Source organism: Ruegeria sp. HKCCSP351 (assembly GCF_017872535.1).
Lineage (GTDB): Bacteria > Pseudomonadota > Alphaproteobacteria > Rhodobacterales > Rhodobacteraceae > Ruegeria.
This window is the reverse complement of the sequence record NZ_JAEDOV010000001.1, coordinates 333,996-357,322: the sequence shown is the minus strand read 5'-3', so window position 1 is coordinate 357,322 and position 23,327 is coordinate 333,996. Positions and strand designations below refer to the sequence as shown.

Here is a 23,327-nt window from a genome sequence, read left to right as displayed (position 1 = left end):
GTTCAGGACTTGGCCGCCCTGAACGCGAAAAACACCGCCAGAAAACAAGTTTTTTCGCATTACCCTGTATTTATGCCGCTTGAAGTGCGGCCCTGCCCGGTTTAAATTCCGGGCTCGAAATTCTGCAATCATCAAAGGAATGAACCCATAGCTCGCAGACCTCACAACGCGCCGCCACAAAGAGACACCGGCCCGCGCGTCAATGATAAGATCCGTGCCCCCGAAATTCGCCTGATTGGCGCCGAAGGTGAAAACGTCGGGGTGGTTCATCCCGCCAAAGCCATGCAGATGGCCGCAGATGCAGGTCTTGATCTGGTCGAAATCTCGCCTAACGCAAACCCGCCGGTCTGCAAGATCATGGATTTCGGCAAATTCAAATACGAAACGCAAAAACGCGAAGCCGAAGCCCGCAAGAAGCAAAAGATCATTGAGGTAAAAGAGGTCAAGTTCCGGCCAAACACCGACACGCATGACTATGACGTCAAAATGAAGAACGTCTTTAAGTTTCTGGAAAAGGGCGACAAGGTCAAAGTCACCTTGCGCTTTCGTGGCCGTGAAATGGCACACCAGAATCTGGGTCGCGAATTGCTGGAACGTGTGGCTGAAGACATCAAAGAGGTCGGCAAGATAGAAAACATGCCGAAGATGGAAGGCCGTCAGATGGTCATGATGATCGGCCCGCTTCCGCAGAAGTAATCGAAAACCAGTTGAAAGACTAAGGGCTCTCGCTGATTTAGCGAGAGCCTTTTTTGTTGTCACGGTGTTAGATAGCAACAGCCAGTGCGCGACCAAGTTTTTGTACTAGCTCCTCAATCTGGGCGTCCTCGATGATAAAGGGCGGCGCCAGCAGGACATGATCGCCATTCCGGCCATCCCGCGTGCCAGCCATGGGATAGCAAATCAACCCTTCGGACAGCGCTGCCTTTTTCACCTTTCCTGCGATGCCACGTGATGGATCAAAGGGTGTCTTGGTGTCACGGTCAGCGACCAGTTCAACACCACGGAACAACCCGCGCCCACGGATATCTCCCACGTTCGGGTGCTGTCCGAATGCAGCCTCGAGGGCGGATTGCAGCTTGTTGCCCATGACCCCGGCACGCGCAGGTAATTCCCGTTCGGTCAACTCACGGACTACCGCCAATGCAGCCGCTGTGGCGACCGGATGACCGACATAGGTGTGCCCATGCTGGAAAAACCCTGATCCGTCGCGGATCGCGTCATAGATTTTGCCGGTGCACAGCATAGCTCCGATTGGTTGATATCCGGCCCCCAACCCCTTGGCGATACACAAAATATCTGGCGCGATGCCGTCATGATCGCAGGCAAACATGTGACTGGTTCGGCCCATACCGCACATCACCTCATCCAAAATCAGCAATACACCATAGTGGTCGCAGATTTCGCGAATACGCTTGAAGTACCCTTCAACCGCCGGGACCGCGCCAAGGGTGGCCCCAACCACTGGTTCGGCCATAAATGCCATGACCGTATCGGGACCCAACCGCAGGATTTCAGATTCCAGCTCATTCGCCACACGCTGGCCATAGTCAAAGCTGCTCTCGTCTTCCGGTTTTTCGGCATATTCGTAGCAGGCTGAGATATGGGTCATCTCGATCAGCATCGGGGCGAATTGCGCCCGTCTCCATGCGTTACCCCCAGCGGACAAAGCCCCTAAAGTGTTGCCGTGATAGCTTTGCTTTCGCGCGATAACGTGACGGCGTTCAGTTTGTCCGATTTCTAGAAAGTACTGGCGCGCCAGTTTGATTGCCGCTTCGGTCGCCTCGGACCCGCCCGAAACAAAATACACCCGGTCCAGATCACCCGGCGCGTGCCGGATCAACAATTCAGCCAAAGCCTCGGCCGGTTCCGATGTCATGAACCCGGTATGTGCAAAAGCGATCTGTTCCACCTGTTGCTGTACCGCTTGGATCACGGCCTGATTCGAATGGCCCAGACAAGACACCGCCGCATCACCGCAATCCAGGTAACGCTTGCCCTCTGCATCAATCAGATAACAGCCATCGCCGCCAACCGCGACAGGGAGGTCCGATTTCGTGTGACGTGGGAAAACATGACTCATTTCTGTGCCCTTCCAAGCAATTCAACTAATGCTGCGACCGAAGCCGCGTTATCTGCCCACGGTCTGCCATCGGCCCCCGTCAGACTGTTTTCAAAACCAACCCGCAAGTCACCACCGTGTCGCGCAGCCTCGGCCAGACAGGCATGTTCTTGCGCTCCAAAGGCGCACACCATCCAACGAGCCTGGCATTTTGGAAAGGCGTCGAGATCGGATGGCATAGATTGTTGGCCATCGCTGTATCGCCCCAGAACAAGCAAACGATCTGTCTGATCCGCCTGTACGATTCCCAAAGCGAGCCACTGGTCCAGTAGTCGTGCATCGTCAGCATCATACAGAATATGCTGAACCCGCGTGCCCTGATCCGCGCATTGTGCATAGACCCTGGGCGCAAGGTTCAGGTCGCGGGCGATTTCACGCACCGAGATTGAGGCCCATTCAGGTCGCACCTTTTGCAAACAGTCCAGTTGCGATGCTACGTCAAACCGTCCAACGGCTTCGGTCGTGATCTGTAGCTCCATTTTTGGAACCTCTCGCTGCAATTCCGCGATCATTTCCAGGTACAATCCGGCGTCCAGTGAATGCAGTCCGTCAGAATCCCGAATATGCAGATGCAACCCATCCGCACCTGCGGCATGGCAATCCCGTGCAGATATGACGATCTGGTCAATCCTGAGCGGCAAGGCGGGATGATCCAACGCGTTCCGCCGGGCACCGTTTGGCGCAACCAGAATGTAGGGCCTGTCCAAGCTGTCAGTTGTTATTGATGTCATAGCACCACCCAAGTCTTTGCCTTCAGTTAGAGTCGCTGGACACCGTTTTCAATTTACACAAAAGAAAACATATGTTTCTTTTTGGTATGGCACCCACCCTTACAGCTTTGACCAGCCAAATTCGACGCGAGATCGACGAGATGCCTGCGCAGATGCAAGTCGCGGCGAAATATATCATCGACCATCCCGGTGATTTCGGCCTGAACCCGGTCCGGGTGACCGCTGACCGGATCGGCATCAGCACCAGTGTTCTTGTTCGACTGGCGCAGCGTATGGGTTTCGACAGTTTTGACGCCTTCCGCCACCCATTTCGCCTTGCCCTCACAACAGACAGCGAAGACAGGATAGGTCAAGGGTGGCTAACCACATCACCCGGCCAAGACCTTTTCCACGGCGCACAGGCCAGATTCGCGCGCAATGAGATGAATGTTGTGTCCCGCTCTCTGCGTCTGATGGAGCCGAATTTGGCCAAGCGTGCCGTTGAGTACATGGTGTCTGCACGTCGCTGTTATGTGACCGCCACAAGGGCCAGCCATGCGCTGGCCTATTATTTTCACTACGCCGGCCGCATGGCCCATCCCGGACTACAGCTGATACCTCGGCACATGGGCTCGGCCATCGATGACCTTGTCGAGGCCACGTCCGAGGATTGTTTGTTTGCCGTCACGGTCCATCCCTATTCCGCAGATACGATCCAGTCGATGCGCTTTGCCCGCGACCGCGCCATGAAGATTGTGTTGCTGTCGGATAGCGAGGTGATTGCCCCCGGCGTCAATCCGGATGTGGTTCTGAGCGTCAGCACCCGCACATTACATCCGTTTTCAAGCTTTTCTGGCGCGATGGCGGTTCTGGAATGCCTGCTCGGTCATCTCTTTGATGCAGGGGGCGAAGCTGCCCGAGATAGGGTCGAACAGTTTCAGAAAGCGCGGGAGGACACCGGCGCGTATTGGCGACCCGGCGTGTTGCCAAGGATGAGAAAACCCTAGAAAACCAATTGAATTGGCCGCAAGCGCGGCGTGACACGCCATATCACGAACCTTGGCGGCGGTCAGTCGTTTCGTTTCGCTCGCGGCTGAGGTCTGGTCGGAATTTCCTTCAGCAATCCGCCAACACCCATTCCGGCAATATCTGCACCTGTTGTTTCAATCCCGCATGCAACACGCGACAGCACCCAATCTGCCCCATTCAACGCCGGAGAGCGGGCGCATCCTGGCAAGCCGATCACAGGTCGGCCCTGCAAGTCCCCCAGAAACAGCAGGTTTCCCGGATCAACCGGCATACCAAAGCGATCAATCGTCCCACCGGCCTGCCGAACGGCCGACGGTGCGACATCGTTCGGATCCGAGGTGGCCGATCCCGTCAATATCATCAGAAGATCGCCCTTCCCCTTAGAAATCGCGCTGGTCAAGGAATCTGTTCGATGCGGAACAACCTGCACCTGCGCAAGCTCCATTCCCAATGCTTCGACCCGTCCCCGAATGGCCGCAATCCCCTTATCGTTCGGTGGGCCACCGGGAATTTCCGTGACAACAAGCCCGGCTGTCCGATGAACAGGCCGCGCCAAACGCACAGCCCCTTGTGCCAGCCCGGCGGCGCGCCGAACATCAGCCTCTGGCACAGCGTATGAGATGACCTTGATGGTCGCCACCATGCCGTTCGCCCCCATTTGCTGATACTGCGGAACGGTCGCAACGGTAATCATCGGATTGACCAGATTGAACAATTCAAGTGCACGAACATCAAGCACGGCAACCCCAGGCCCGTCGGCCAAAAGGTTTACCCGCCCGGTAAATGCCTCGGTTACCCGCAAGTTGGCTGAAGCTGGATCAGGTGCCAGCGCAGACGCCAGCTTGCGCGCAGCCTGATCTTCATGGCAATCACCGGTATCCAGCCGGGCAACAATGACCTCGTTTAGACCAGCCTTTTCCAGTTGCTCCACATGTTCCGAGCGCAATTCAAGCCCTTTGCGAAGCTTTCGCCCATCCGCTGTAACCGAATGCGCCAGAATGGCCCCCTCTGCCCGGGACACCGGCACAGGTCCAAATTTCATGATTTCCCTCGAAGAACTGCAGTGATTTGCGCCAGTATCGCAACCGCGATTTCCGAGGGACCGGCGGCCCCGATATCCAAGCCAATGGGCCCATGAATGCCAGAGATTTGCGCATCGGTGAAACCGGCCGCTTTCATACGCTCAATGCGCTTGGCATGGGTGCGTGTTGACCCTAATGCACCAATATAGAACACATCGGCGTCCAATGCGGCTTGTAGCGCCGGATCATCAAGTTTTGGGTCATGTGTCAGCAAGACAATCGCGGTCCGCGCGTCCAATCCCAGCTTCGCAACGGCTTCATCCGGCCAATCCGTCAGGATCGTTTCGCCGGGAAAACGCGCACTGGACGCGAAGGCGTCACGTGGGTCGATGATGGTTGGATCGTAGCCCGCAATCCGCGCCATCGGCACCAGAGCCTGCGCAATGTGAACCGCCCCAACGACCAGCAACCTTAGCGGCGGGTTGTGCACTGCGACAAAGGTCTGGCCATCTTCTTCGAACCCTGACCGATCCATGCGCAGCCTGTCGGCATAAGCATTGCGGCGCAACGCCCTGCGCCCTGTCTCGACATTGACTTCGTAGGCAATGGGCGCACGAGCGGCCCGAGCGGCAACCAGTTCCGCCAACATAGGTTCGGGCAGGACTTGTCCTATGGGTTCGACAAGAATGCGTATGGTCCCCCCACAGGCCAAACCAACCGCAAAGGCATCGTCGTCACTGACCCCGAATTCAAGCAAACGCGCTTCGCCTTCGTCAATGGCTTCAAGCGCCTCGACGATAACAGCACCTTCGACACATCCGCCAGAAACGGAACCTTCGATCCGACCATCGCCACCAATCACCAATTGGGATCCCACCCGCCGCGGCGCACTGCCCCAAGTTTCGACAACTGTAGCGAGCGCCGCGCCGCGCCCGCTGCGGTGCCAGTCAAGCGCCGTTTCAGGACTGTTGTCGAATCGCTTCATCGGAACCTCCGGATGACCTATGACACCAACATAAGCGGGATTTGCGGGATGAAAAGCGCACCAAGCTTACCAAAAGGTCTATATTGGACCCCATTAGGCAACGCCACGGCCTGAAAGATATTCAACAAATCATAGCATTGATTGTTTGTGACCCGAGTTCTAGCCTGTAGAGGCAACCGGCATCAGGTCTGGCTTGCATACCAAACAATTCATAGATCGGAGACATGCAGTTGAAACGTTTTCTTGCACTGGGCGCGGCAGTTGGTCTTTTGACTTCAACCGCGGCGTGGGCTGACACATTCCAACGCTATGGAGAGGTTGAAGGCTGGAAAGTCTTCATCGACAATGAAAAGAAATCCTGCCTGATCGAGGCCGTTGATGATGCGGAAAACGTCGTTCAGATGGGTCTGACCGAAGATCGCGGTGTGGGATATGTCGGCGTGTTCACCAAGGCTGAAACCGATATCAAACGTGGCGAGACGCAAGAAGTCGCCATCCTGCTGGGCGACAACATCTATCTGGGTGAAGCGACCGGCATGAAAGGTAACATCACCAAAGGCTATTCCGGTGGTTATGTCCTGTCGGACAGCCCTCAGTTCGCGGATGATCTGGCAAAGAAGAAGGTCATGATCGTGTTCCCCGAGACATCCTATGCCTTCACGGTCGATCTGACAGGCACTTACAAAGCCATGGAAATGGCTCGGAAGTGCAACGAAGAGCAGCTGTCGTAATCGGCTAGTCGGAAAGCGCGGCCATCAGCCGTGCTTTCTGGCCCTGGTCACCGGATTGTGAAATCGCTGCGGCCAAGTCTTCGAGTGAAGCAATCGAATGCCCTGCGCGAAAACTGTCTACATGCGGCAGCATCGCGGCAACCCCTTGCGCCTTGGGCGCGAACCCGTCCCAACGCAACAAGGGATTCAGCCAGATCAGGCGTTTTGAGGACAGGTGCACACGTTCAATCTCTTTCCTGAGGAGCTCTGGATCACCCCGCTCGAGCCCGTCGGTGATCAGCAGAACGACCGCCCCTTGCCCCATCACCCGGCGTGACCAGTCCCGATTGAATTGATGCAGGCACTCTCCGATGCGAGTGCCACCCTCCCAATCCTGTGCCTCGGCCCCTGCGGCGGTAAGTGCTGCGTCTACATCCCGTTGGTGCAGGTGGCGCGTTATGTTGGTCAGGCGTGTGCCGAATGTGAAGGCATGGACCTTGGCCCAACCTGCACCCTTGGCGTTCGATACCGTGTGCAGGAAATGCAAGATGATCCGACTGTACTGGCTCATCGAGCCGGAAATATCGCAAAGCGCGACAAGATTTGGCCAGCGTGGTTTGGGTTGTAGCCTGGCTATGTCGCGCAACTCACCCCCTTGCCGCATGGCCGCGCGCAAGGTGCGGGCACGGTCGATGCGGTGCCCCAGATGACTGGTCTGCCCGCGGCGTGATTCAATTGGCTTTACTGGCAGTGTCATCCCCGCCAAAACGCGCTTGGCCTGCGCGATTTCGGCGGTGCTCATCTGCTCGAAGTCCAGATTGCGCAGCCGCTCCTCGGACGAAGCGGTTTGGGTTGCGTCGATTTCGATCTCGGTTTCGCCTTCCTCTTGTCCGGCAGCCTCCGGCAAATCACGCTCAACCCCGTCCAGCAGCGCCTCAGCCGCGCGCTTTTCACCGGCGTCAGCCTTGCGCTCTTCCTGAACGCCCCGAATTGCAGGAAGCATCATCGCCATCATGTGTTCCATGTAACGCGGGTCTCGCCAGTACATTCGGAAGACTTGCGCAAAAACCACGCGGTGTTCCGGGCGGTTTACGAAACAGGCGTGTAAGGTCCAGTAGAAATCCTGTTTCTCGGAAAAACCTGCCGCTTGCACGGCACGAATAGCGTCGATCACGCGACCGGGTCCGATTGGCAACCCTGCCTTTCTGAGTGCGCGGGCAAAATGGGTGATGTTGTGCGCCAGCTTTGGGTTGTCCGGGATATCCAGCGGAAGTTGTTCGGCCATCAGACGTTATGGGGGCTCTGCCCCCATACCCCCGGAGTATTTGGAAAAAGATGAAACATCAAACCGGTTCGAGCGTGGCCTTGGCCTCGTCGAGGATCCGTTTGGCCTCGGACCCCTGAAGTTTTTGAATGTCGTCCTGATATTTGAGGATCGCACCCAGCGTGTCGCCTATCACCTCGGGGCTGAGGTTCATCACATCCAGCGCCAACAGGCATTTCGCCCAGTCGATAGTCTCGGCCACACCGGGCTTCTTGAACAGATCCTCGGTGCGCAAACGTTGAACGAAGGCTACAACCTCGCGACTGAGCCCTTCCGCAGCTTCAGGCGCACGCGCGTGCAGAATTTCGATCTCACGTTCGAAATCGGGATAATCGACCCAGTGATATAGGCAGCGACGCTTGAGGGCATCGTGCACTTCGCGGGTCCGGTTCGACGTGACAATCACAATCGGTGGTTCGGGTGCTGCAACAGTGCCCAGTTCAGGAATCGTGACCTGAAAATCACTGAGCGCTTCCAGTAGAAAGGCTTCGAACGGTTCATCGGTCCGGTCCAGTTCGTCGATCAGAAGAACCGGCGCTCCGTTTTCGTCCTGGCGCATTGCCTGCAACAAGGGGCGTTCGATCAAGTATTCGTCCGAGAACAGTTCAGTCTGCAACGCGCCCCGGTCGGCCCCACCTGCGGCCTCGGCCGTTCGGATCGCGACCATCTGCGCCGGAAAGTTCCATTCGTAAACGGCAGAAGACGCATCCAGACCTTCGTAGCATTGCAGACGGATCAGGCGCCGGTTCAACCCGGATGCCAGAGCCTTGGCGATCTCGGTTTTTCCCACCCCTGCCTCGCCTTCCAGAAACACCGGGCGTCCAAGCTTCAGCGACAGGAACACAACCGTCGCAAGGGCGCGACCACAGACATAGCCCTGACGACCCAGCATCTGCTGCACGGCATCGATGGAAACTGGCTGTGTCATGGAACCCCTCTCTGCTTTAGGGATAAACAGGTCATGCAACCGTCTGGCCGTCAAGGCCTCAACCTAGGTCGGGGCTACGACGTTCAGGTCGGTTGACAAGATTTTCTTTGTGGCTTGCGCGGACGCAGTTGGTCTTTTGCAACAGCTATGCTAGCGGAAGGCCATGACCGACACCCTTACGCTCCACCGCCCCGACGACTGGCACCTGCATCTGCGCGATGGCGCGATGCTACAAGCCGTTCTGCCCGAAACCGCGCGCCATTTCGCCCGTGCGATCATTATGCCGAACCTAGTGCCGCCGGTTGTGCGCGGCGATCAGGCCGCCGCTTATCGCGACCGCATTCTGGCGGCCCTGCCCGACGGTATGACGTTCGAGCCGCTGATGACCCTGTATCTGACCGAAGATACAGACGCCGCAGATGTCGCAGCGGCCCATGCCAGCGGTGTGATCAAAGCCGTCAAGCTGTATCCTGCCGGGGCTACGACCAACTCTGCCTCGGGTGTGCGCGATTTCGACAAAGTGCGCCCGGTGCTTGAGAAGATGGCCGAAATCGGCTTGCCCATGTGCGTACATGGCGAGGTGACGGATCCCGAGATCGATATATTTGACCGTGAAGCCGTGTTCATCGACCGTGTTCTGGATCCGATCCGCAGATCGACACCGGGCCTGCGTGTGGTGATGGAACATATCACCACGTCCAATGGTGTGGATTATGTCAAAGCCAACGCGATTGATCTGGGTGCAACGATCACGGCGCATCACCTGATTATCAACCGCAACAACATCTTGGTTGGTGGCATCAAACCGCATTACTATTGCCTTCCCGTTGCCAAGCGCGAGGAACACCGTCTGGCCCTGCTAACCGCCGCAACGTCGGGCGATGCGCGGTTTTTTTTGGGTACAGACAGCGCCCCGCACACGGATGCAAACAAGGAAATGGCTTGCGGCTGTGCCGGTTGTTTCACGGCGACCAACACTATGTCTTTGGTCGCCGAGATGTTTGACCGGGAAGGTTCTTTGGACAAGCTGGAAGGCTTTATGTCGCTCAACGGGCCAGGTTTCTATCGCTTGCCCGTGAACCAAGAGATGATCACCCTGACCAAGGGTGAGCCCGTTTCGTATCCCTCAAAGATTGACACAGGCGATGGACCGGTCACTGTGTTTGACCCGGGCTTTCCGTTGCACTGGCGCGTGGCTTAACCCGCCATTCGTTCGGCCAAATCGCGTGCACGTCCCCCTGTGCGCAGCATCGACCAGATCGTGTCCGCCTCATCCGCGCCGATCAGCTTGGTCGCTTTGTCGCGCACGCGATCCTCGCGGTCAGACAGCGATATTGGGTTCAGCAGATCATGCGTTGCTTCGCGGCGAATGCCATCGCGACGCAGCAGGGACAGATGCGACTGCGTTTCTGACAGGCTTTCATCTGCCTCGACCGTGATGCGGTCGCGCAAAGACGTTATACGCGGGTCGAGGCAGACCTTGTCAGTGAAACTGCCTGGCAAAGCCGTATCATATCCCAGCGCCTGCATCGCGATCACTGTCCGATAGGAAAACTTGGCCCCCAGTCCGGTTGTCGGTGACAGCTGATTGCACACACTCATCCAGCGCGGATGCGTTTTTATCTGGATCTCGGCGACCTCGGGTTCTGCTATGTCCAACTCCCGCGCGGCTTCCAGCGCGGCGTGAAGACCGTGGCAACAGGCGTGAAACTTGTGGCTTACCGTTTCAAACAGCCATTCATCGCCCAACCCATCCAGAGCAGTTTGGTCTGCCGCGCCTTGATGCGTTGCGCCAAACCCAAAAGGACCTTCCAGCGCGTCGGCGTTGGCCTGAAAACCGCGCTGCACCAGCAAGGCTGTCTCGACCCCTGCCGAGGCGGCAAGTCCGGCGTTATACGGCTTGCCCATGGTTCCGAACTGCGCCTTCAGTCCTGCCGCACGCGTTGCCGTCAGACCCAGAACCATTCGCATCTGGTTTGCGTCAAAACCCAGCAAACGACCGACAGCGACAGCCGCCCCAAAGGCACCGGATGTTGCCGTCTGGTGAAATCCTGCCTGATAGTGGCCGCGCCCCAGCCACAAGCCAATTCGGATTGAGGTTTCCATACCCACCAAAGCGGCTTCGAGCATGTCGACAAGAATACGGTCATCCCATTCTGCCACCGCAAGGGCTGCGGGCAAAATGGCGACGGAAGGATGTCCGATATGGGCGAAATGCGTGTCATCGTAATCCAGCGCGTGGGACACCGTGCCATTGACCAACGCCGCACCACGCAGCGGCGCCGAGCCGCCGCCAAAGAGATGCGCCTGAGGGTTCCCGCCCTCGGACAATATCATGTCGCGAACCGTGGTTGAGACGGGTTCGCGCGCACCTGCCCGGCCCACAGCGACCCAGTCAAGAACAGAAAGCGACGTGACGATTCTTGCCTGAGCCGACGTCAAAACCGGACCTGCCACGAAGGTGGCTAATGATGCTGTAAATCCCGTCATGCGCGTAGTCTAGCGTGCGCCTGACAAGGGTAAAGACCTAGCTGTAGAGTTCTTGCGCACGCGCCTCGAACGCGCGCACGATCCGATGCATGGCTTCGTTGAAAACCACGCCGATTATTCCTTGCAGGATGGCATTCTTGAACTCGAAATCCACATGGAACGATACGTTACAGCCCCCTTCAGGCGCGTCCTCGAACTGCCAGTCGGATTTCATGTATTTGAAGGGGCCGTCCAGGTATTCGGTGTCGATTTTCTTTTGATCCGCAAACAGGGTTACTTTGCTGCCAAAACGTTCCCGGAAAACCTTGAACGAGATGACCAGATCGGCCTCCATCACCTCAGCCTCTTCCAGCGCATAGGTATTGCGAATGCGGGCAGCAGCGCACCACGGCAGAAATTGGGGGTACTTGGCCACGTCGGCAACCAAGTCGTACATCTGCTGGGCTGTATACGGCAGGTGGCGGGTTTCCGAATGGATAGGCATGGCGTCCGGTATTTGCAGGTGACAATGGCGCGTCATGTCGTATGTTGCGCGCCAAAGATCAAGGGGGCTGCGATGACTGACCGCGCATATATGATAGATGAGATGATCTCGGCAAAGGCCATCGCTGCTCGAATCGAGGAGCTGTGTCGCGACATTTCGGCAGAGTTCAAAGACACCGACAAATTGGTGGTCGTGGGTCTGCTGCGCGGCAGCTTTGTATTCATCGCCGACCTTGTGCGCGAACTTGACCTTCCGATCGAGGTGGATTTCCTTGAAGCTTCTTCTTACGGAGACGCGATGGAGAGCAGCCGGGAAGTTCGTATTCTCAAAGACTTGCGCGGCGCAATTGAAGGGCGCGACGTGCTGGTTGTCGAGGATATCGTTGACACCGGCCATACGTTGAACCATGTCACCAAGTTGCTGCAAAGCCGTAACCCCGCGCGCCTGAAATCCATCGCCCTGCTGGACAAGCCGAGCCGCCGCGAAGTGGATTTCCGATCAGACTGGATCGGTTTTGAGATACCAGACGAATTTGTCGTGGGTTATGGAATTGACTACGCCCAACGCAATCGCAACCTGCCCTATATTGGCAAAGTCCGCTTTACGGACGAATAGCCGAACGGGAAATTTGCCGATCTCGTGCTCAGGCCCGTTTAAAATTCATTATTTCGAATATCATTGGACAATCATCGCCTCGTCGCTTTACCTTTTAGGTAATAACAGGAGTATTGTTGATGAAGCGATTTTTTGCGGTAGCGAGCGTCTTTTTGGTGATCGTGTCCCTTGCAAACGAGTCATATGCAAAAGACAACAAGGGCAAAGGGAAGGGTGCCAACAAAACCAAAGTAGAGAAATCCATTAAGTCAAACGGCAAGGCTGTTCCGCCCGGTCAAATCAAACGATACACCCGAGGTCAGAAATTGCCGGACGACCTGCGTTTTGACTATATTGACGACCTCGACAACTGGAAGCTCAAACCGCTGAAGCCGGGGCAACGGTATATTCGGGTCGACAACGAAATAATCTCGATATCGGATGATACGAAGACTGTAATAGAAGCTGTTGGAATCGTTGGCGATCTGATGAACTGAAAGCCTCGGTCCTAGCAGTCGCGGCCTAACACAGCTTCGATGGCCTTCAGAAATATCCCGGTCCCAATCGGAATAAGGGCATCCGGGAAATCATAGTCCGGGTTGTGCAACTGGGGATGGTCGCTCCCCGACCCCAACCAGAACATGGCGGCCTTCGCACTTTTTCCAAACTGGCCGAAATCTTCTGAAAACCGCTGTGGCTGATCGACAAACCTGCAAGCAACGCCCTGCTCCGTGCAGGCCGTGTACAGGATCGAGACTGCTTCCGGGTGATTGGCACAAGCCTCAAACACTTCGTCATAACTGATTTCGACCGCCAGTCCTTCGGCTTTGGCCATTTCACGGACCAACGATTCAGCGTCGCTGATCAGCTGCGCCATTCGCGCGTCCGTGACCGTGCGAAGCGTCACCCACAGCTCGGCCCGCCCCGGTGCTACTCCGACCGTGCGCTCACCCAACGTGGCATGTGTGACGGTGGTCAATGCGTAATCGTCATTAAGATCCCCGCCGCCCCCTAACGCGTTTAAAGCCGGCATCAGGTTAGCCAGCGCACCGGCAGGCGACACCCCATCTTGAGGAGCAGCAGCATGTGACGTCTTTCCGGTCAGAACAATCTGCATCCCACGTGAGGCGCAATTGGCAGGACCGTCACAAATTTCAACCGCCCCCAACTCCAACCCCGGTAAGTTGTGCAACGACAACACGAGGTCGGGCGCAACCTCGGCGTATTGGGGATCAGCCCGGAAAGCGATTGCACCATGGCCAGTCTCTTCGGCTGGCTGGAAAATCAATACGACTCGGCCTTTCACTGGGCGGTGATGCTTCAACCCGTCTGCCACGCCCAGAACCATTGTCATATGCCCATCGTGGCCGCACAAATGCCCTTTGCCTACGACCTGTGATACATAGGAATGATCCGCCAACTCCTGGATCGGCAACCCATCCAACTCGCAGCGAATGCCCAAGGAGGGACCGGGTTGGCCACTTTCGAAAACGGCGGCGACTCCGTGCCCACCAATTCCGGTCAAGACATGGTCAGCACCCGCTTTGTGCACAAGTTCAGCCACCCGCGCTGCGGTATTCTTTTCTTGCCCCGAAAGTTCAGGATGTTGATGCAACTCGTGGCGCAGAAGGGTCAGTCGCGCGATCTGGTCCGGCGTCACGCTTTTTGTAGCTTTTCTAGACGCGCCGCGCGCAGCCGTGCAAAATCATCACCTGCATGATAAGAAGACCGGGTCAAAGGTGTCGCGGATACCATCAGAAAGCCTTTGCCGTAAGCCGCCTTTTCGTAAGACGCGAACTCTTCGGGTGTTACGAAACGATCAACGCCATGGTGTTTCGGTGTCGGTTGCAGATACTGGCCAATTGTCAGAAAATCGATATCCGCCGCGCGCATGTCATCCATGACCTGACGCACCTGCTGTTCGTTTTCGCCAAGCCCAACCATGATACCGGACTTGGTAAAGATCGACGGATCAAGCTCTTTCACCCGCTGCAATAGACGCAGGGAATGGAAGTACCGCGCGCCGGGGCGAACCTCGGGGTACAGACCCGGTACGGTTTCCAGATTGTGATTGAAGACATCCGGCTTTGCCTGGACCACAATTTCCAGAACATCCGCATCGCATTTCAGAAAATCGGGCGTCAGAATCTCGATCGTGGTTTTGGGAGAGCGGTGCCGCACCGCGCGGATGGTCTGCGCAAAATGCTCGGCTCCACCATCGCTCAGATCATCCCGATCAACCGAGGTGATAACCACATGGTTCAGGCCAAGTTTTTCGACCGCATGTGCCACCCGGCCGGGTTCAAAGGCGTCAAGGTCGTCTGGGCGGCCAGTAGCGATATTGCAAAATGTGCAGCCACGGGTACAGATCTCACCCATGATCATCATGGTGGCGTGGCCCTGGCTCCAGCATTCGCCGACATTGGGGCATCCCGCCTCTTCGCAGACGGTGACCAGATTGTTATCGCGCATGATCCGGCGCGTTTCTGCATAACCTTTGCCGCCGGGTGCCTTGACCCTGATCCAGTTCGGTTTCTTGGGCTGCGCATTATCTGGGCGGTGCGCTTTCTCCGGGTGGCGCTGTTCGGGGATCTTCAGATCTCGCACGGGCAGTATTCCTGACTTTGGGTCAATCTTGTCGCTCATAACATAGACAGATGTGCAGTGTTACACCAGTGGCGCATAGCCGCTATGCAACGCCACCGCGCATGAGCAAGAACGCGATTGCAAATTCCCGTTTTACCGCATGTTTTTAATGCCTAATGAGAATAAATTATTAATTCAGAATGCGGCATTTCGTCGATTGAAGGCAGTTTAGAACTGTTTTAAGCCACGGCAAAACCACAGGTGAATCACAGGAGCTTGACCATGAAATCCGGCGCAATACTGCCCAACGTGACCTTTCACACCCGTGTCCGCGATGACTCAGTCGAAGGACCAAACCCGTTCCGTTGGGAAGACAAGACCACCGCTGACTATTTTGCCGGAAAACGCGTGATCCTGTTCTCGTTGCCCGGCGCGTTCACGCCCACGTGCTCGACATATCAACTGCCCGGCTTTGAAAACGGGTATGACGATTTCATTGCCCGGGGTGTCGATGAAATCTATTGCATGTCTGTCAACGACAGCTTTGTGATGAACAAATGGGCCCAAGATCAGGGTCTGACCAACGTCAAGGTCATTCCCGATGGATCTGGCGAGTTCACCCGCAAAATGGGTATGTTGGTTGACAAGGATAACCTTGGCTTTGGCATGCGGTCATGGCGCTATGCGGCCATCGTAAACGACGGTGTTGTCGAAGCGTGGTTTGAAGAACCTGGTCTGATGGATAACTGCCCCGAAGATCCCTATGGCGTGTCTTCGCCCGAAAACCTGATGAAACATCTTCAGGCAACGGCAGAGCCCGAACTGGCCTGAGTATTAACAAGACGAAGAAAGGCCCGTTTAGACGGGCCTTTTTTGTGCCTTCAGCCTATCATGCGGTCGCGTTCAGCCTATCATGCGGTCGCGTTCAGCCTGATCCTGATAGTGGCGCTTCAGCCGCTGTAACGCGATCCGCAGAACAATCTTTCCGGATCGTGCTGACCAGCCCATGCGTTTTTCCGCCAGTTCCAACCCTTCGAGATAGCAACAGCACCGCAGGGCAACGTCACTTAGTCCGGGGCCAAGGTCAGACAAAGCCCGCGCCACGCGGTCCCGCGCATCGGATGCCCCCTTTCCTCCGTGGCTTTCACTGTCATAACTGCCGCGGCCACCAGCCGTTAGAAACCGGTCCCAGTTCTGTGAAACCTGTGGGCCAATCTGCGCCAATTCGAAATCTTCTCGCAAACGCTCTCCGGCGCTGACAAGCGTTTCATCCAGAAATGGCTTGCCATCACGGTCACGCCTGCGTGCAAGGGCGACCAACGGGCTTTCGGTGGCACTATAGCGAATGCGCCTGATCCGGTCTGTCGCCCCACCCGATGTTTTTACCTGAAACAACGACTGAGTTTCGGCAAAGCCGACTTCGGTTCCCACACGCGCCTTGTTTTCCGCTTTTGCGATCAGGTGGCTCAGGGCCGTTCGGCCTGCAGCGGAAATCCTGTACCGCGATATACGACCGGGATTATCGCAGGAAATCCAGTCCTTTAAGGCCAGAGCCTGAGCGATCTCGCAATCGACGACTGCGGTTCTGGTGGCTCCGGCATTGCCGGTGTCACGAACGACTACCGCTTTGTCCATTTCTTCAGCCACGGCAAGAACCGAACCCGTCTCACTCAGGCGGCGCAAAATGCGCAATGCCTCTCTTTCGAACGCCTCTTCCTGGGCTGTTTCATCCGCGATCGCGGCCGCCCCGTTTTTGTCGTCGGACATGGAGAAATGTGTTTCTGCCAGCGATTGCAACGCGGCATCCACCAAAGGATCGTCGCGGCGCATCTCAATACGTCGGATTTGCCGGAGGATGGTTGACGCATGGCAGCCTGCCGATCTCGCGATATCGCGGATCGAGCGTCCGGTTTCGGTATGAGCAAGGTATCTTTGCGCCCCCTCTGGAACCCATGCCGGAATGGTGAAAGCCATGTTGTTTTCCATGATTATTTGCCCTCGTCGACAAAACAAAATGTCACTTTTCGCCCTCGGATAGCCGGTTAACCAAATCTAACTAGAGGCCCATTCGTTACTCGTTCGTTAACCTCACAAGGCACGAACCAGATTTGATTCAAAAAGATAAACAGTCGTGAAACCATCGTTCGGAGAGGCTGTCACAAAGGCAGCACCCGCTTAGGTTGTGCATTAAATGGTCCCGTAAACCTCAGACACAGGACACATAAGATGCAGGACCTGATGACAATGATCGCAATGCTTCACCGCCCACGCATGTTGGCGAGAGCCGCCAATTTCGGAGCGAGGGACTACAACCGGGACAGGCATCTGCAACGTATTCTGGGATACGAGTCCTTGCCGGGTTCAGGTCAAGCCCTGCTGCACCTGTTTGAGATGGAAAAAGAGGTGAATGAACTGCGCAAAGAAGATGATGCCGCATACTCTCTGGTCCGACATCTCGACATTCTTATCGCGCTGTTGGGTGAGGCGCGGCTGTATCAGGCCAACCGCGCCCCAGTCCTTCAATAATTAGGAAAACGCATCCGGCATGGAGGCCTTTTTCTCGGCGATATAGGCTTCCAGCGCTGCAGCTGTATCCGGTTCCATATGCGGTTGCTGGTAATTTGCCAGCAGGCGTTCAACCCGCGCAGAGGCCAGAGCCCGCGTATCACGTGCGCCTTCTTCCTGCCAGGTTTCATATGGCTTGTAGTCCAGCAGATCGGACTTCCAGAAAGATTGCTTGAAGTTTGCCTGCGTGTGGGCACATCCAAGATAATGCCCGCCGGGGCCAACTTCCCGGATCGCATCCATGGCCTGCGCGTTTTCGTCATAGGCCACGCCCTTGGCCAGCGAATGCAGAACACCCAACTGGTCGGCATCCATGACAAACTTCTCGAAGTCGGCCACCAGACCACCTTCCAGCCAGCCGCAGGCATGCAACATGAAGTTCACGCCAGCCAACAGTCCCATATTCAGCGAGTTCGCTGTTTCATAAGCCGCCTGCGCATCCGGAAGTTTCGAGCCACAGAAAGACCCTGCGGACCGATACGGCAAGTTCAGACGCCGCGCCAACTGACCCGCGCCATAGGTGATATGCGCAGCTTCCGGCGTACCGAAGGTCGGCGCGCCAGAATTCATGTCGATCGAGGTCACGAATGCACCAAATATCGCGGGTGCACCGGGACGGACGATCTGGCTGTACGCCACACCGGCAAGAACCTCGGCCAGAACCTGTGTCAAAGTACCGGCAACCGAGACCGGCGCCATCGCACCGCCCACGATAAAGGGCGAGATGATACAGGCCTGATTGTTGCGAGCATAAACTTCCAGTGAGCCCATCATCACATCGTCGAATGTCATCGGCGAGTTGATGTTGGTCAGCGACGTCATCACCGTGTTTTGCTGAACGAATTCCTTACCGAACAGGATTTCGCACATCTCAACCGAATCCTGAGCCCGGCTGGGATCGGTCACTGAACCCATGAAAGGCTTGTCCGACAGGGTCATGTGCGCCTTCAACATATCCAGATGGCGCTTGTTCACCGGAATGTCCGTCGGTTCGCATACTGTACCGCCCGAATGGTGCAGCCACTTGGACATGTAGGCGAGTTTCACGAACTTGTTGAAGTCGTCCATCGTCGCGTAACGACGGCCGCCTTGTGCATCGCGCACGAAAGGAGGGCCGTAAACCGGGGCCAGAACCATGTTCCGGCCACCAATCACGACCGATTTCTCGGGGTTGCGGGCATGTTGGGTAAACTCGCTGGGCGCTGTTTTGATCAGCTCACGAGCCAAGCCGCGCGGAATGCGCACACGTTCACCGTCAATATCCGCACCAGCGTCGCGCCATCGTTTCAGAGCGGCAGGGTTGTCAACAAAGTTTACACCGATCTCTTCCAACACGGTTTCCGCGTTGTTTTCAATGATCTCCAGCGCCTCTTCGTTAAGGATTTCGAAGTTCGGAATGTTGCGTTCGATGTATTTCGCGGTCTCGATACGAACTGCAGTCCGCTCGGCACGGCGGGCAGCGCCACCGCCACCTCTTGCCCTGCGCCGGGTGTTTGCCTCGGTCATGAGAAGATCCCGTGTTGTTGGTTAGATTGAGCGTTTGATACAGGTTTGCCGGAACGCAAGCATAGGGATTGCGGCACGTTGGGGGAAAAAGCGACATTGCCGCGTGGCAATCCGGCGAACCGGCTGCCAAAGGTGAAATCTGGAAATGTAAAGCGTCCCCTTCTTCCCTGTACAAGACGCCTCCGGAACCACCGGTCAAAAACCCTCGTGTCAAAGATCTTTGCGGTGAACTTTGCCGAAACCAGCGCAGGATTTGGACCTCGCTCTTGCGAAATGTGCGGGCTTGCCCTAAGGCGCTGACATGACCCAGACATCCCACGACCGCCTTCTGATCATCGACTTCGGCAGCCAGGTTACGCAGCTTATTGCCCGCCGCCTGCGTGAACTGAATGTCTATTGCGAAATTCACCCCTACCAGAATGTCACGATGGATTTTGTGCGGGAAATGGCACCACGTGCCGTGATTTTCTCGGGCGGGCCAGACAGTGTGACGCGCGAGGGGTCACCCCGTGCTCCGCAAGAGATTTTTGACTACGGCGTGCCGATCCTGGGCATTTGCTATGGCCAGCAAGTGATGATGCACCAGCTTGGCGGCAAGGTCGAAAGCGGCCATGGCACGGCCGAGTTTGGTCGGGCTTTTGTCACGCCAAAAGACAAACTGGAAATTCTGAACGGCTGGTTTGACGACGGGGATGAACAGGTCTGGATGAGCCACGGCGACCACGTCAGTGAAATCGCGCCGGGGTTTCAGGTCTTCGGCACGTCGCCCAACGCGCCCTTTGCAATCACAGCCGATCCAGCGCGTCATTTCTATGCCGTGCAATTCCATCCTGAAGTCCACCACACGCCCAAGGGCGCGAAGCTGTATGAGAACTTCGTCAAGCTGGCCGGTTTCAAAGGCGACTGGACCATGGGGGCCTATCGCGAAGAGATGATTCGCAAGATCCGCGAGCAGGTTGGCGACAAGAAGGTCATCTGCGGTTTGTCGGGCGGTGTTGACAGCTCAGTCGCGGCGATCCTGATCCACGAGGCGATTGGGGACCAGTTGACCTGCGTCTTCGTCGACCACGGGCTGTTGCGCAAGAACGAGGCTACGGAAGTTGTTGGCATGTTCCGCGACAACTACAACATCCAGCTGATCCACGCGGACGAATCCGAACTGTTCCTTGGCGAGCTTGAAGGGCAAAGCGACCCGGAAACCAAACGCAAGATCATCGGCAAACTGTTCATTGACGTCTTCCAGAAACACGCCGACACCATTGAAGGGGCCGAGTTCCTGGCGCAAGGCACGCTTTATCCGGACGTAATCGAATCGGTGTCATTTTCAGGCGGGCCTTCTGTAACCATCAAATCGCACCACAATGTCGGTGGCTTGCCGGAAAAGATGGGCCTCAAGCTGGTCGAGCCCTTGCGAGAGCTGTTCAAGGATGAAGTGCGCGCACTTGGCCGCGAACTTGGTCTTCCACAGAGCTTCATCGGACGCCACCCCTTCCCCGGCCCAGGTCTGGCAATCCGCTGCCCCGGTGAAATCACACGTGAAAAGCTGGGTATTTTGCGGGAAGCCGATGCGATCTATATCGACCAGATCCGTAAACACGGCCTCTATGATGACATCTGGCAGGCTTTTGTCGCCATCTTACCAGTGCGCACCGTAGGCGTCATGGGCGACGGACGCACCTATGACTACGCCTGTGCGCTGCGGGCCGTCACATCTGTCGATGGCATGACCGCGGACTACTACCCGTTCAGCCATGATTTCTTGGGCGAAACGGCAACGCGGATCATCAACGAAGTCAAAGGCATCAACCGGTGTACCTATGACATCACATCGAAACCTCCCGGCACCATCGAGTGGGAATGACCAGCAGATGCCTGCGAAAAACCTAACTGATTGAGCTGCAAAACGCCCTGTTGGTTCAAGCCTTTGTTCGGGGCGGTCACCTATGCGACCTTGAATCTGGCGCACCTTCGGCGTTTGAATAGCCTGACGAACCCAGTCTGCTTATCATAAGCGCTTGGCTTTGCGGTCTTTTGGCAGCGCGGCCCCGCGACGAACCTGATGGACGCCCGAAATGAGCCATGCACAGAAAGACGTGTTGAAGGCCGGTCTTTGGATGACGGGTGCGATCGCCTCATTTTCATCCATGGCGGTTGCAGGGCGTGAGCTGAGTTCTGCGCATGATACCTTTGAAATCATGATGTATCGCAGCATCGTGGGGTTCGTCGTTGTTGCAACAGTCCTGACTTTAACTCGCAACTGGCATCAGGTTTCAGCCGAACGGCTGGGATTGCACGCCCTACGAAACACTTTACATTTTACAGGGCAAAATCTCTGGTTCTACGCCGTTGCAGTGGCTCCTTTGGCTCAGGTTTTCGCGCTGGAGTTCACTCAGCCGCTTTGGGTGATCCTGCTATCGCCGCTGTTTCTGAACGAACGGTTGACCCCGCTCCGGTTGATAGCGGCGCTAATTGGGTTTTCAGGAGTTCTGATCGTCACGCGCCCAGGCGCTGCCCCGTTGAGCCCCGGCTTAATAACAGCGGCGGCATCCGCGGTATTCTTTGCTTTTACAACGATTACCACTAAGAAGCTCACGCGTTGTGCCAGCATTGGGTGTATCGTTTTCTGGCTGACTGCAATGCAAGCGGTCCTTGGGGCCACAGCCGCTGGCATCGACGGTCAGATTGCGCTTCCGACAATGCAAACTGCTCCCTACTTGATTCTGGTTGGATTGGCGGGATTGTTAGCGCATTTCTGCATTACCAATGCCCTGTCTATCGCCCCGGCAACCGTCGTCATTCCCTTTGATTTTGCACGCCTTCCGACAATCGCGGTGATCGGAATGATCCTCTATCACGAGCCCATCGACCATTGGGTGCTGATCGGTGCTGCTGTCATCTTTACAGGCATTTTCCTGAACATCTGGTCCGAAAATCGTAACAGTTTAGCAACAGTTCAGAACTGTAGTGGTAGCAAGTAACGCACCGTCACCAGTTGACCTTAAACTAACTGAAAAGAAAGTATCGCGCATTACACAACGAGTAGGCGCTGGACTCACTCAATTCTTCGCCAGGCAAATACTCGAAAAAAGTTCGGGAGGACAGAATGAAAACAACACTACTCGCAACGTGCGCTTTGTGCGTTGGAGCAACGGCTGGTTATGCAGGCGGTCTGGACCGCAGCGGTCAGGGTATCAACCTGATCTTTGAAGAAGGCTCTGCAGTTCAGTTTCGGTTGGGGTATACCGACCCAAGCGTGACCGGTACGATGCCAGACATTTTTGGTACAAACGGCGGCCAACCCGTTGCTTCCGGCGAAGTTGCAAACGACTTCTTTACGCCACACTTGGGGTACAAAACGGCGCTTACGGAAAAACTTGATTTCGCGCTGATCTACGATCAACCCTACGGCGCCGATATTCAGTACGCGAGCACGTATCCCCTGTCTATCAACCCAATTCCCGGCGGTCGGACCGACAGCCTGAGGGCGACAGCGGATACAGATGCCATCACTGCACTGCTGCGCTACAAATTCGATGGCGGATTCAGTGCGATCGGTGGTATTCGCGCGCAACGCGTCGAGGCTTCGATAACTGTTCCGATTACCGCAGGCTATCAGGTGGATACCAGCGCTGATACCGCATTCGGGTATGTCGTTGGTGTCGCGTGGGAAAAACCCGAAATCGCTGCACGTGTATCGCTGACTTACAACTCCAAGATCAGCCACGACCTTTCGCAGACAGAATCGCTCAATCCGCCTCCTTTCCCACCAATTCCACCGGGGACTGTCGCAACGTTCAACACCACAAGTGAGATTGAAACACCCCAGTCAATCAACTTGGATTTCCAGACTGGTGTGGCGCCCAAGACATTGTTGTTCGGCTCGATCCGTTGGGTCGACTGGCCACAGCTTGTGTATAACCCGCCAAACTATCCGCCGACGACGAACCTGGTTGATTATGACGAAGCCACGTTCACCTACTCGCTGGGTTTGGGTTATCAGTTCTCGGAAGAATTTTCTGGTGCTGTGACACTGGGCTACGAATCTTCCCAAGGTACGCCGGTGTCGAACCTCGGCCCGACAGATGGGTTCTGGAGCATCGGTCTGGGTGGCACCTATTCTCTTGAGAATGCCAAAATTTCCGGTGGTGTGCGTTACACGGATATCGGAGATGCCACCTCAAATGGCGCCGGTCCGGCGGCACGTGGTACATTCACTGGCAACAGCGCCTGGAGCGTTGGTTTTCAGATCACATACGCTCTGAACTGATCTGAGTA

General features: G+C 56.2%; 23 protein-coding genes. 11 read left to right on the top strand and 12 right to left on the bottom strand.

Annotated features, from left to right (window positions below):
• The first annotated feature begins 147 nt into the window (after positions 1-147).
• Complete coding sequence (gene infC / locus I9182_RS01725) at positions 148-696, top strand: translation initiation factor IF-3 (RefSeq protein ID WP_209504896.1); 549 nt, start codon at positions 148-150, stop codon at positions 694-696.
• Positions 697-763: 67 nt separating this feature from the next.
• Here infC and I9182_RS01720 read toward each other — a convergent pair whose 3' ends face one another.
• Both I9182_RS01720 and I9182_RS01715 read right to left on the bottom strand, forming a co-directional pair.
• The gene (locus tag I9182_RS01720) at positions 764-2,080 is read right to left on the bottom strand and encodes an aspartate aminotransferase family protein (protein WP_209596086.1); all 1,317 of its coding nucleotides are present in this window, start codon (positions 2,078-2,080) and stop codon (positions 764-766) included.
• Positions 2,077-2,850, bottom strand: a complete 774-nt coding sequence (locus tag I9182_RS01715; protein WP_209596084.1) for a 3-keto-5-aminohexanoate cleavage protein — start codon at positions 2,848-2,850, stop codon at positions 2,077-2,079. The genes I9182_RS01720 and I9182_RS01715 overlap by 4 nt, the downstream gene beginning before the upstream one ends.
• Before the next feature lie 86 nt (positions 2,851-2,936).
• On the opposite strand from I9182_RS01715, the gene I9182_RS01710 reads away from it, so the two are divergent.
• Positions 2,937-3,836 (top strand): MurR/RpiR family transcriptional regulator, encoded by a 900-nt coding sequence (locus I9182_RS01710; protein WP_209504897.1) that lies wholly within the window; start codon positions 2,937-2,939, stop codon positions 3,834-3,836.
• Between the two features lie 62 nt (positions 3,837-3,898).
• On the opposite strand, the gene I9182_RS01705 is transcribed toward I9182_RS01710, so the two are convergent.
• Positions 3,899-4,900 (bottom strand): molybdopterin-binding protein, encoded by a 1,002-nt coding sequence (locus I9182_RS01705; protein WP_209596082.1) that lies wholly within the window; start codon positions 4,898-4,900, stop codon positions 3,899-3,901.
• A complete protein-coding gene (locus I9182_RS01700) occupies positions 4,897-5,865 on the bottom strand; it encodes an XdhC family protein (protein WP_209596081.1) in 969 nt (322 codons plus the stop codon). The genes I9182_RS01705 and I9182_RS01700 overlap by 4 nt, the downstream gene beginning before the upstream one ends.
• Positions 5,866-6,095: 230 nt before the next feature.
• Here I9182_RS01700 and I9182_RS01695 point away from each other — a divergent pair, with 230 nt between their 5' ends.
• Positions 6,096-6,596 carry a hypothetical protein gene (locus tag I9182_RS01695; RefSeq protein WP_245222460.1) on the top strand — a complete coding sequence of 167 codons (501 nt, stop codon included), beginning with the start codon at positions 6,096-6,098 and terminating at the stop codon, positions 6,594-6,596.
• A 4-nt stretch (positions 6,597-6,600) separates the two neighbouring features.
• Here I9182_RS01695 and I9182_RS01690 read toward each other — a convergent pair whose 3' ends face one another.
• Both I9182_RS01690 and I9182_RS01685 read right to left on the bottom strand, forming a co-directional pair.
• Positions 6,601-7,860 (bottom strand): VWA domain-containing protein, encoded by a 1,260-nt coding sequence (locus I9182_RS01690; RefSeq protein WP_209504081.1) that lies wholly within the window; start codon positions 7,858-7,860, stop codon positions 6,601-6,603.
• Between the two features lie 58 nt (positions 7,861-7,918).
• Positions 7,919-8,827: a MoxR family ATPase gene (locus I9182_RS01685; protein WP_209596079.1), complete on the bottom strand. Its 909-nt coding sequence runs from the start codon at positions 8,825-8,827 to the stop codon at positions 7,919-7,921.
• Positions 8,828-8,990: 163 nt separating this feature from the next.
• Here I9182_RS01685 and pyrC point away from each other — a divergent pair, with 163 nt between their 5' ends.
• Positions 8,991-10,028 carry a dihydroorotase gene (gene pyrC, locus I9182_RS01680; protein ID WP_209596078.1) on the top strand — a complete coding sequence of 346 codons (1,038 nt, stop codon included), beginning with the start codon at positions 8,991-8,993 and terminating at the stop codon, positions 10,026-10,028.
• Here pyrC and I9182_RS01675 read toward each other — a convergent pair.
• Positions 10,025-11,317, bottom strand: a complete 1,293-nt coding sequence (locus I9182_RS01675) for an MmgE/PrpD family protein (protein WP_209504084.1) — start codon at positions 11,315-11,317, stop codon at positions 10,025-10,027. The two genes, pyrC and I9182_RS01675, sit on opposite strands and share 4 nt — an antisense overlap.
• Before the next feature lie 37 nt (positions 11,318-11,354).
• Complete coding sequence (locus I9182_RS01670; protein ID WP_209504898.1) at positions 11,355-11,801, bottom strand: type II toxin-antitoxin system RatA family toxin; 447 nt, start codon at positions 11,799-11,801, stop codon at positions 11,355-11,357.
• A gap of 72 nt (positions 11,802-11,873) precedes the next feature.
• Here I9182_RS01670 and hpt point away from each other — a divergent pair, with 72 nt between their 5' ends.
• Positions 11,874-12,416, top strand: a complete 543-nt coding sequence (hpt, locus tag I9182_RS01665) for a hypoxanthine phosphoribosyltransferase (protein WP_209504085.1) — start codon at positions 11,874-11,876, stop codon at positions 12,414-12,416.
• Positions 12,417-12,535: 119 nt separating this feature from the next.
• On the top strand, positions 12,536-12,892 hold the full coding sequence (locus I9182_RS01660) for a hypothetical protein (RefSeq protein WP_209596077.1): 357 nt from the start codon (positions 12,536-12,538) through the stop codon (positions 12,890-12,892).
• Between the two features lie 11 nt (positions 12,893-12,903).
• Here I9182_RS01660 and I9182_RS01655 read toward each other — a convergent pair whose 3' ends face one another.
• Together I9182_RS01655 and lipA are read right to left on the bottom strand one after the other, a co-directional pair.
• On the bottom strand, positions 12,904-14,055 hold the full coding sequence (locus I9182_RS01655) for an amidohydrolase (RefSeq protein WP_209596076.1): 1,152 nt from the start codon (positions 14,053-14,055) through the stop codon (positions 12,904-12,906).
• Complete coding sequence (gene lipA / locus I9182_RS01650; protein ID WP_209596710.1) at positions 14,052-15,002, bottom strand: lipoyl synthase; 951 nt, start codon at positions 15,000-15,002, stop codon at positions 14,052-14,054. Before lipA ends, I9182_RS01655 begins: the two co-directional genes overlap by 4 nt.
• Before the next feature lie 261 nt (positions 15,003-15,263).
• On the opposite strand from lipA, the gene I9182_RS01645 reads away from it, so the two are divergent.
• Complete coding sequence (locus I9182_RS01645; protein ID WP_209596075.1) at positions 15,264-15,812, top strand: peroxiredoxin; 549 nt, start codon at positions 15,264-15,266, stop codon at positions 15,810-15,812.
• Positions 15,813-15,884: 72 nt separating this feature from the next.
• Here I9182_RS01645 and I9182_RS01640 read toward each other — a convergent pair whose 3' ends face one another.
• The gene (locus I9182_RS01640) at positions 15,885-16,967 is read right to left on the bottom strand and encodes a DUF6456 domain-containing protein (RefSeq protein ID WP_209596073.1); all 1,083 of its coding nucleotides are present in this window, start codon (positions 16,965-16,967) and stop codon (positions 15,885-15,887) included.
• A gap of 240 nt (positions 16,968-17,207) precedes the next feature.
• Here I9182_RS01640 and I9182_RS01635 point away from each other — a divergent pair, with 240 nt between their 5' ends.
• Positions 17,208-17,507, top strand: a complete 300-nt coding sequence (locus I9182_RS01635) for a DUF6477 family protein (protein ID WP_209596071.1) — start codon at positions 17,208-17,210, stop codon at positions 17,505-17,507.
• On the opposite strand, the gene I9182_RS01630 is transcribed toward I9182_RS01635, so the two are convergent.
• Positions 17,508-19,052, bottom strand: a complete 1,545-nt coding sequence (locus I9182_RS01630; protein ID WP_209596069.1) for a trimethylamine methyltransferase family protein — start codon at positions 19,050-19,052, stop codon at positions 17,508-17,510.
• Between the two features lie 301 nt (positions 19,053-19,353).
• Between I9182_RS01630 and guaA the strand changes: the two genes are divergently transcribed.
• The 3 genes from guaA to I9182_RS01615 all read left to right on the top strand — a co-directional run bounded on the left by guaA (position 19,354) and on the right by I9182_RS01615 (position 23,319).
• On the top strand, positions 19,354-20,913 hold the full coding sequence (gene guaA / locus I9182_RS01625; RefSeq protein ID WP_209504093.1) for a glutamine-hydrolyzing GMP synthase: 1,560 nt from the start codon (positions 19,354-19,356) through the stop codon (positions 20,911-20,913).
• 211 nt (positions 20,914-21,124) lie between these two features.
• Positions 21,125-22,030 (top strand): DMT family transporter, encoded by a 906-nt coding sequence (locus I9182_RS01620; RefSeq protein ID WP_209596067.1) that lies wholly within the window; start codon positions 21,125-21,127, stop codon positions 22,028-22,030.
• Between the two features lie 125 nt (positions 22,031-22,155).
• Entirely contained in the window at positions 22,156-23,319 is a 1,164-nt protein-coding gene (locus I9182_RS01615; protein WP_209596065.1) for an outer membrane protein transport protein, read from the top strand.
• The last annotated feature ends 8 nt before the right edge of the window (positions 23,320-23,327 follow it).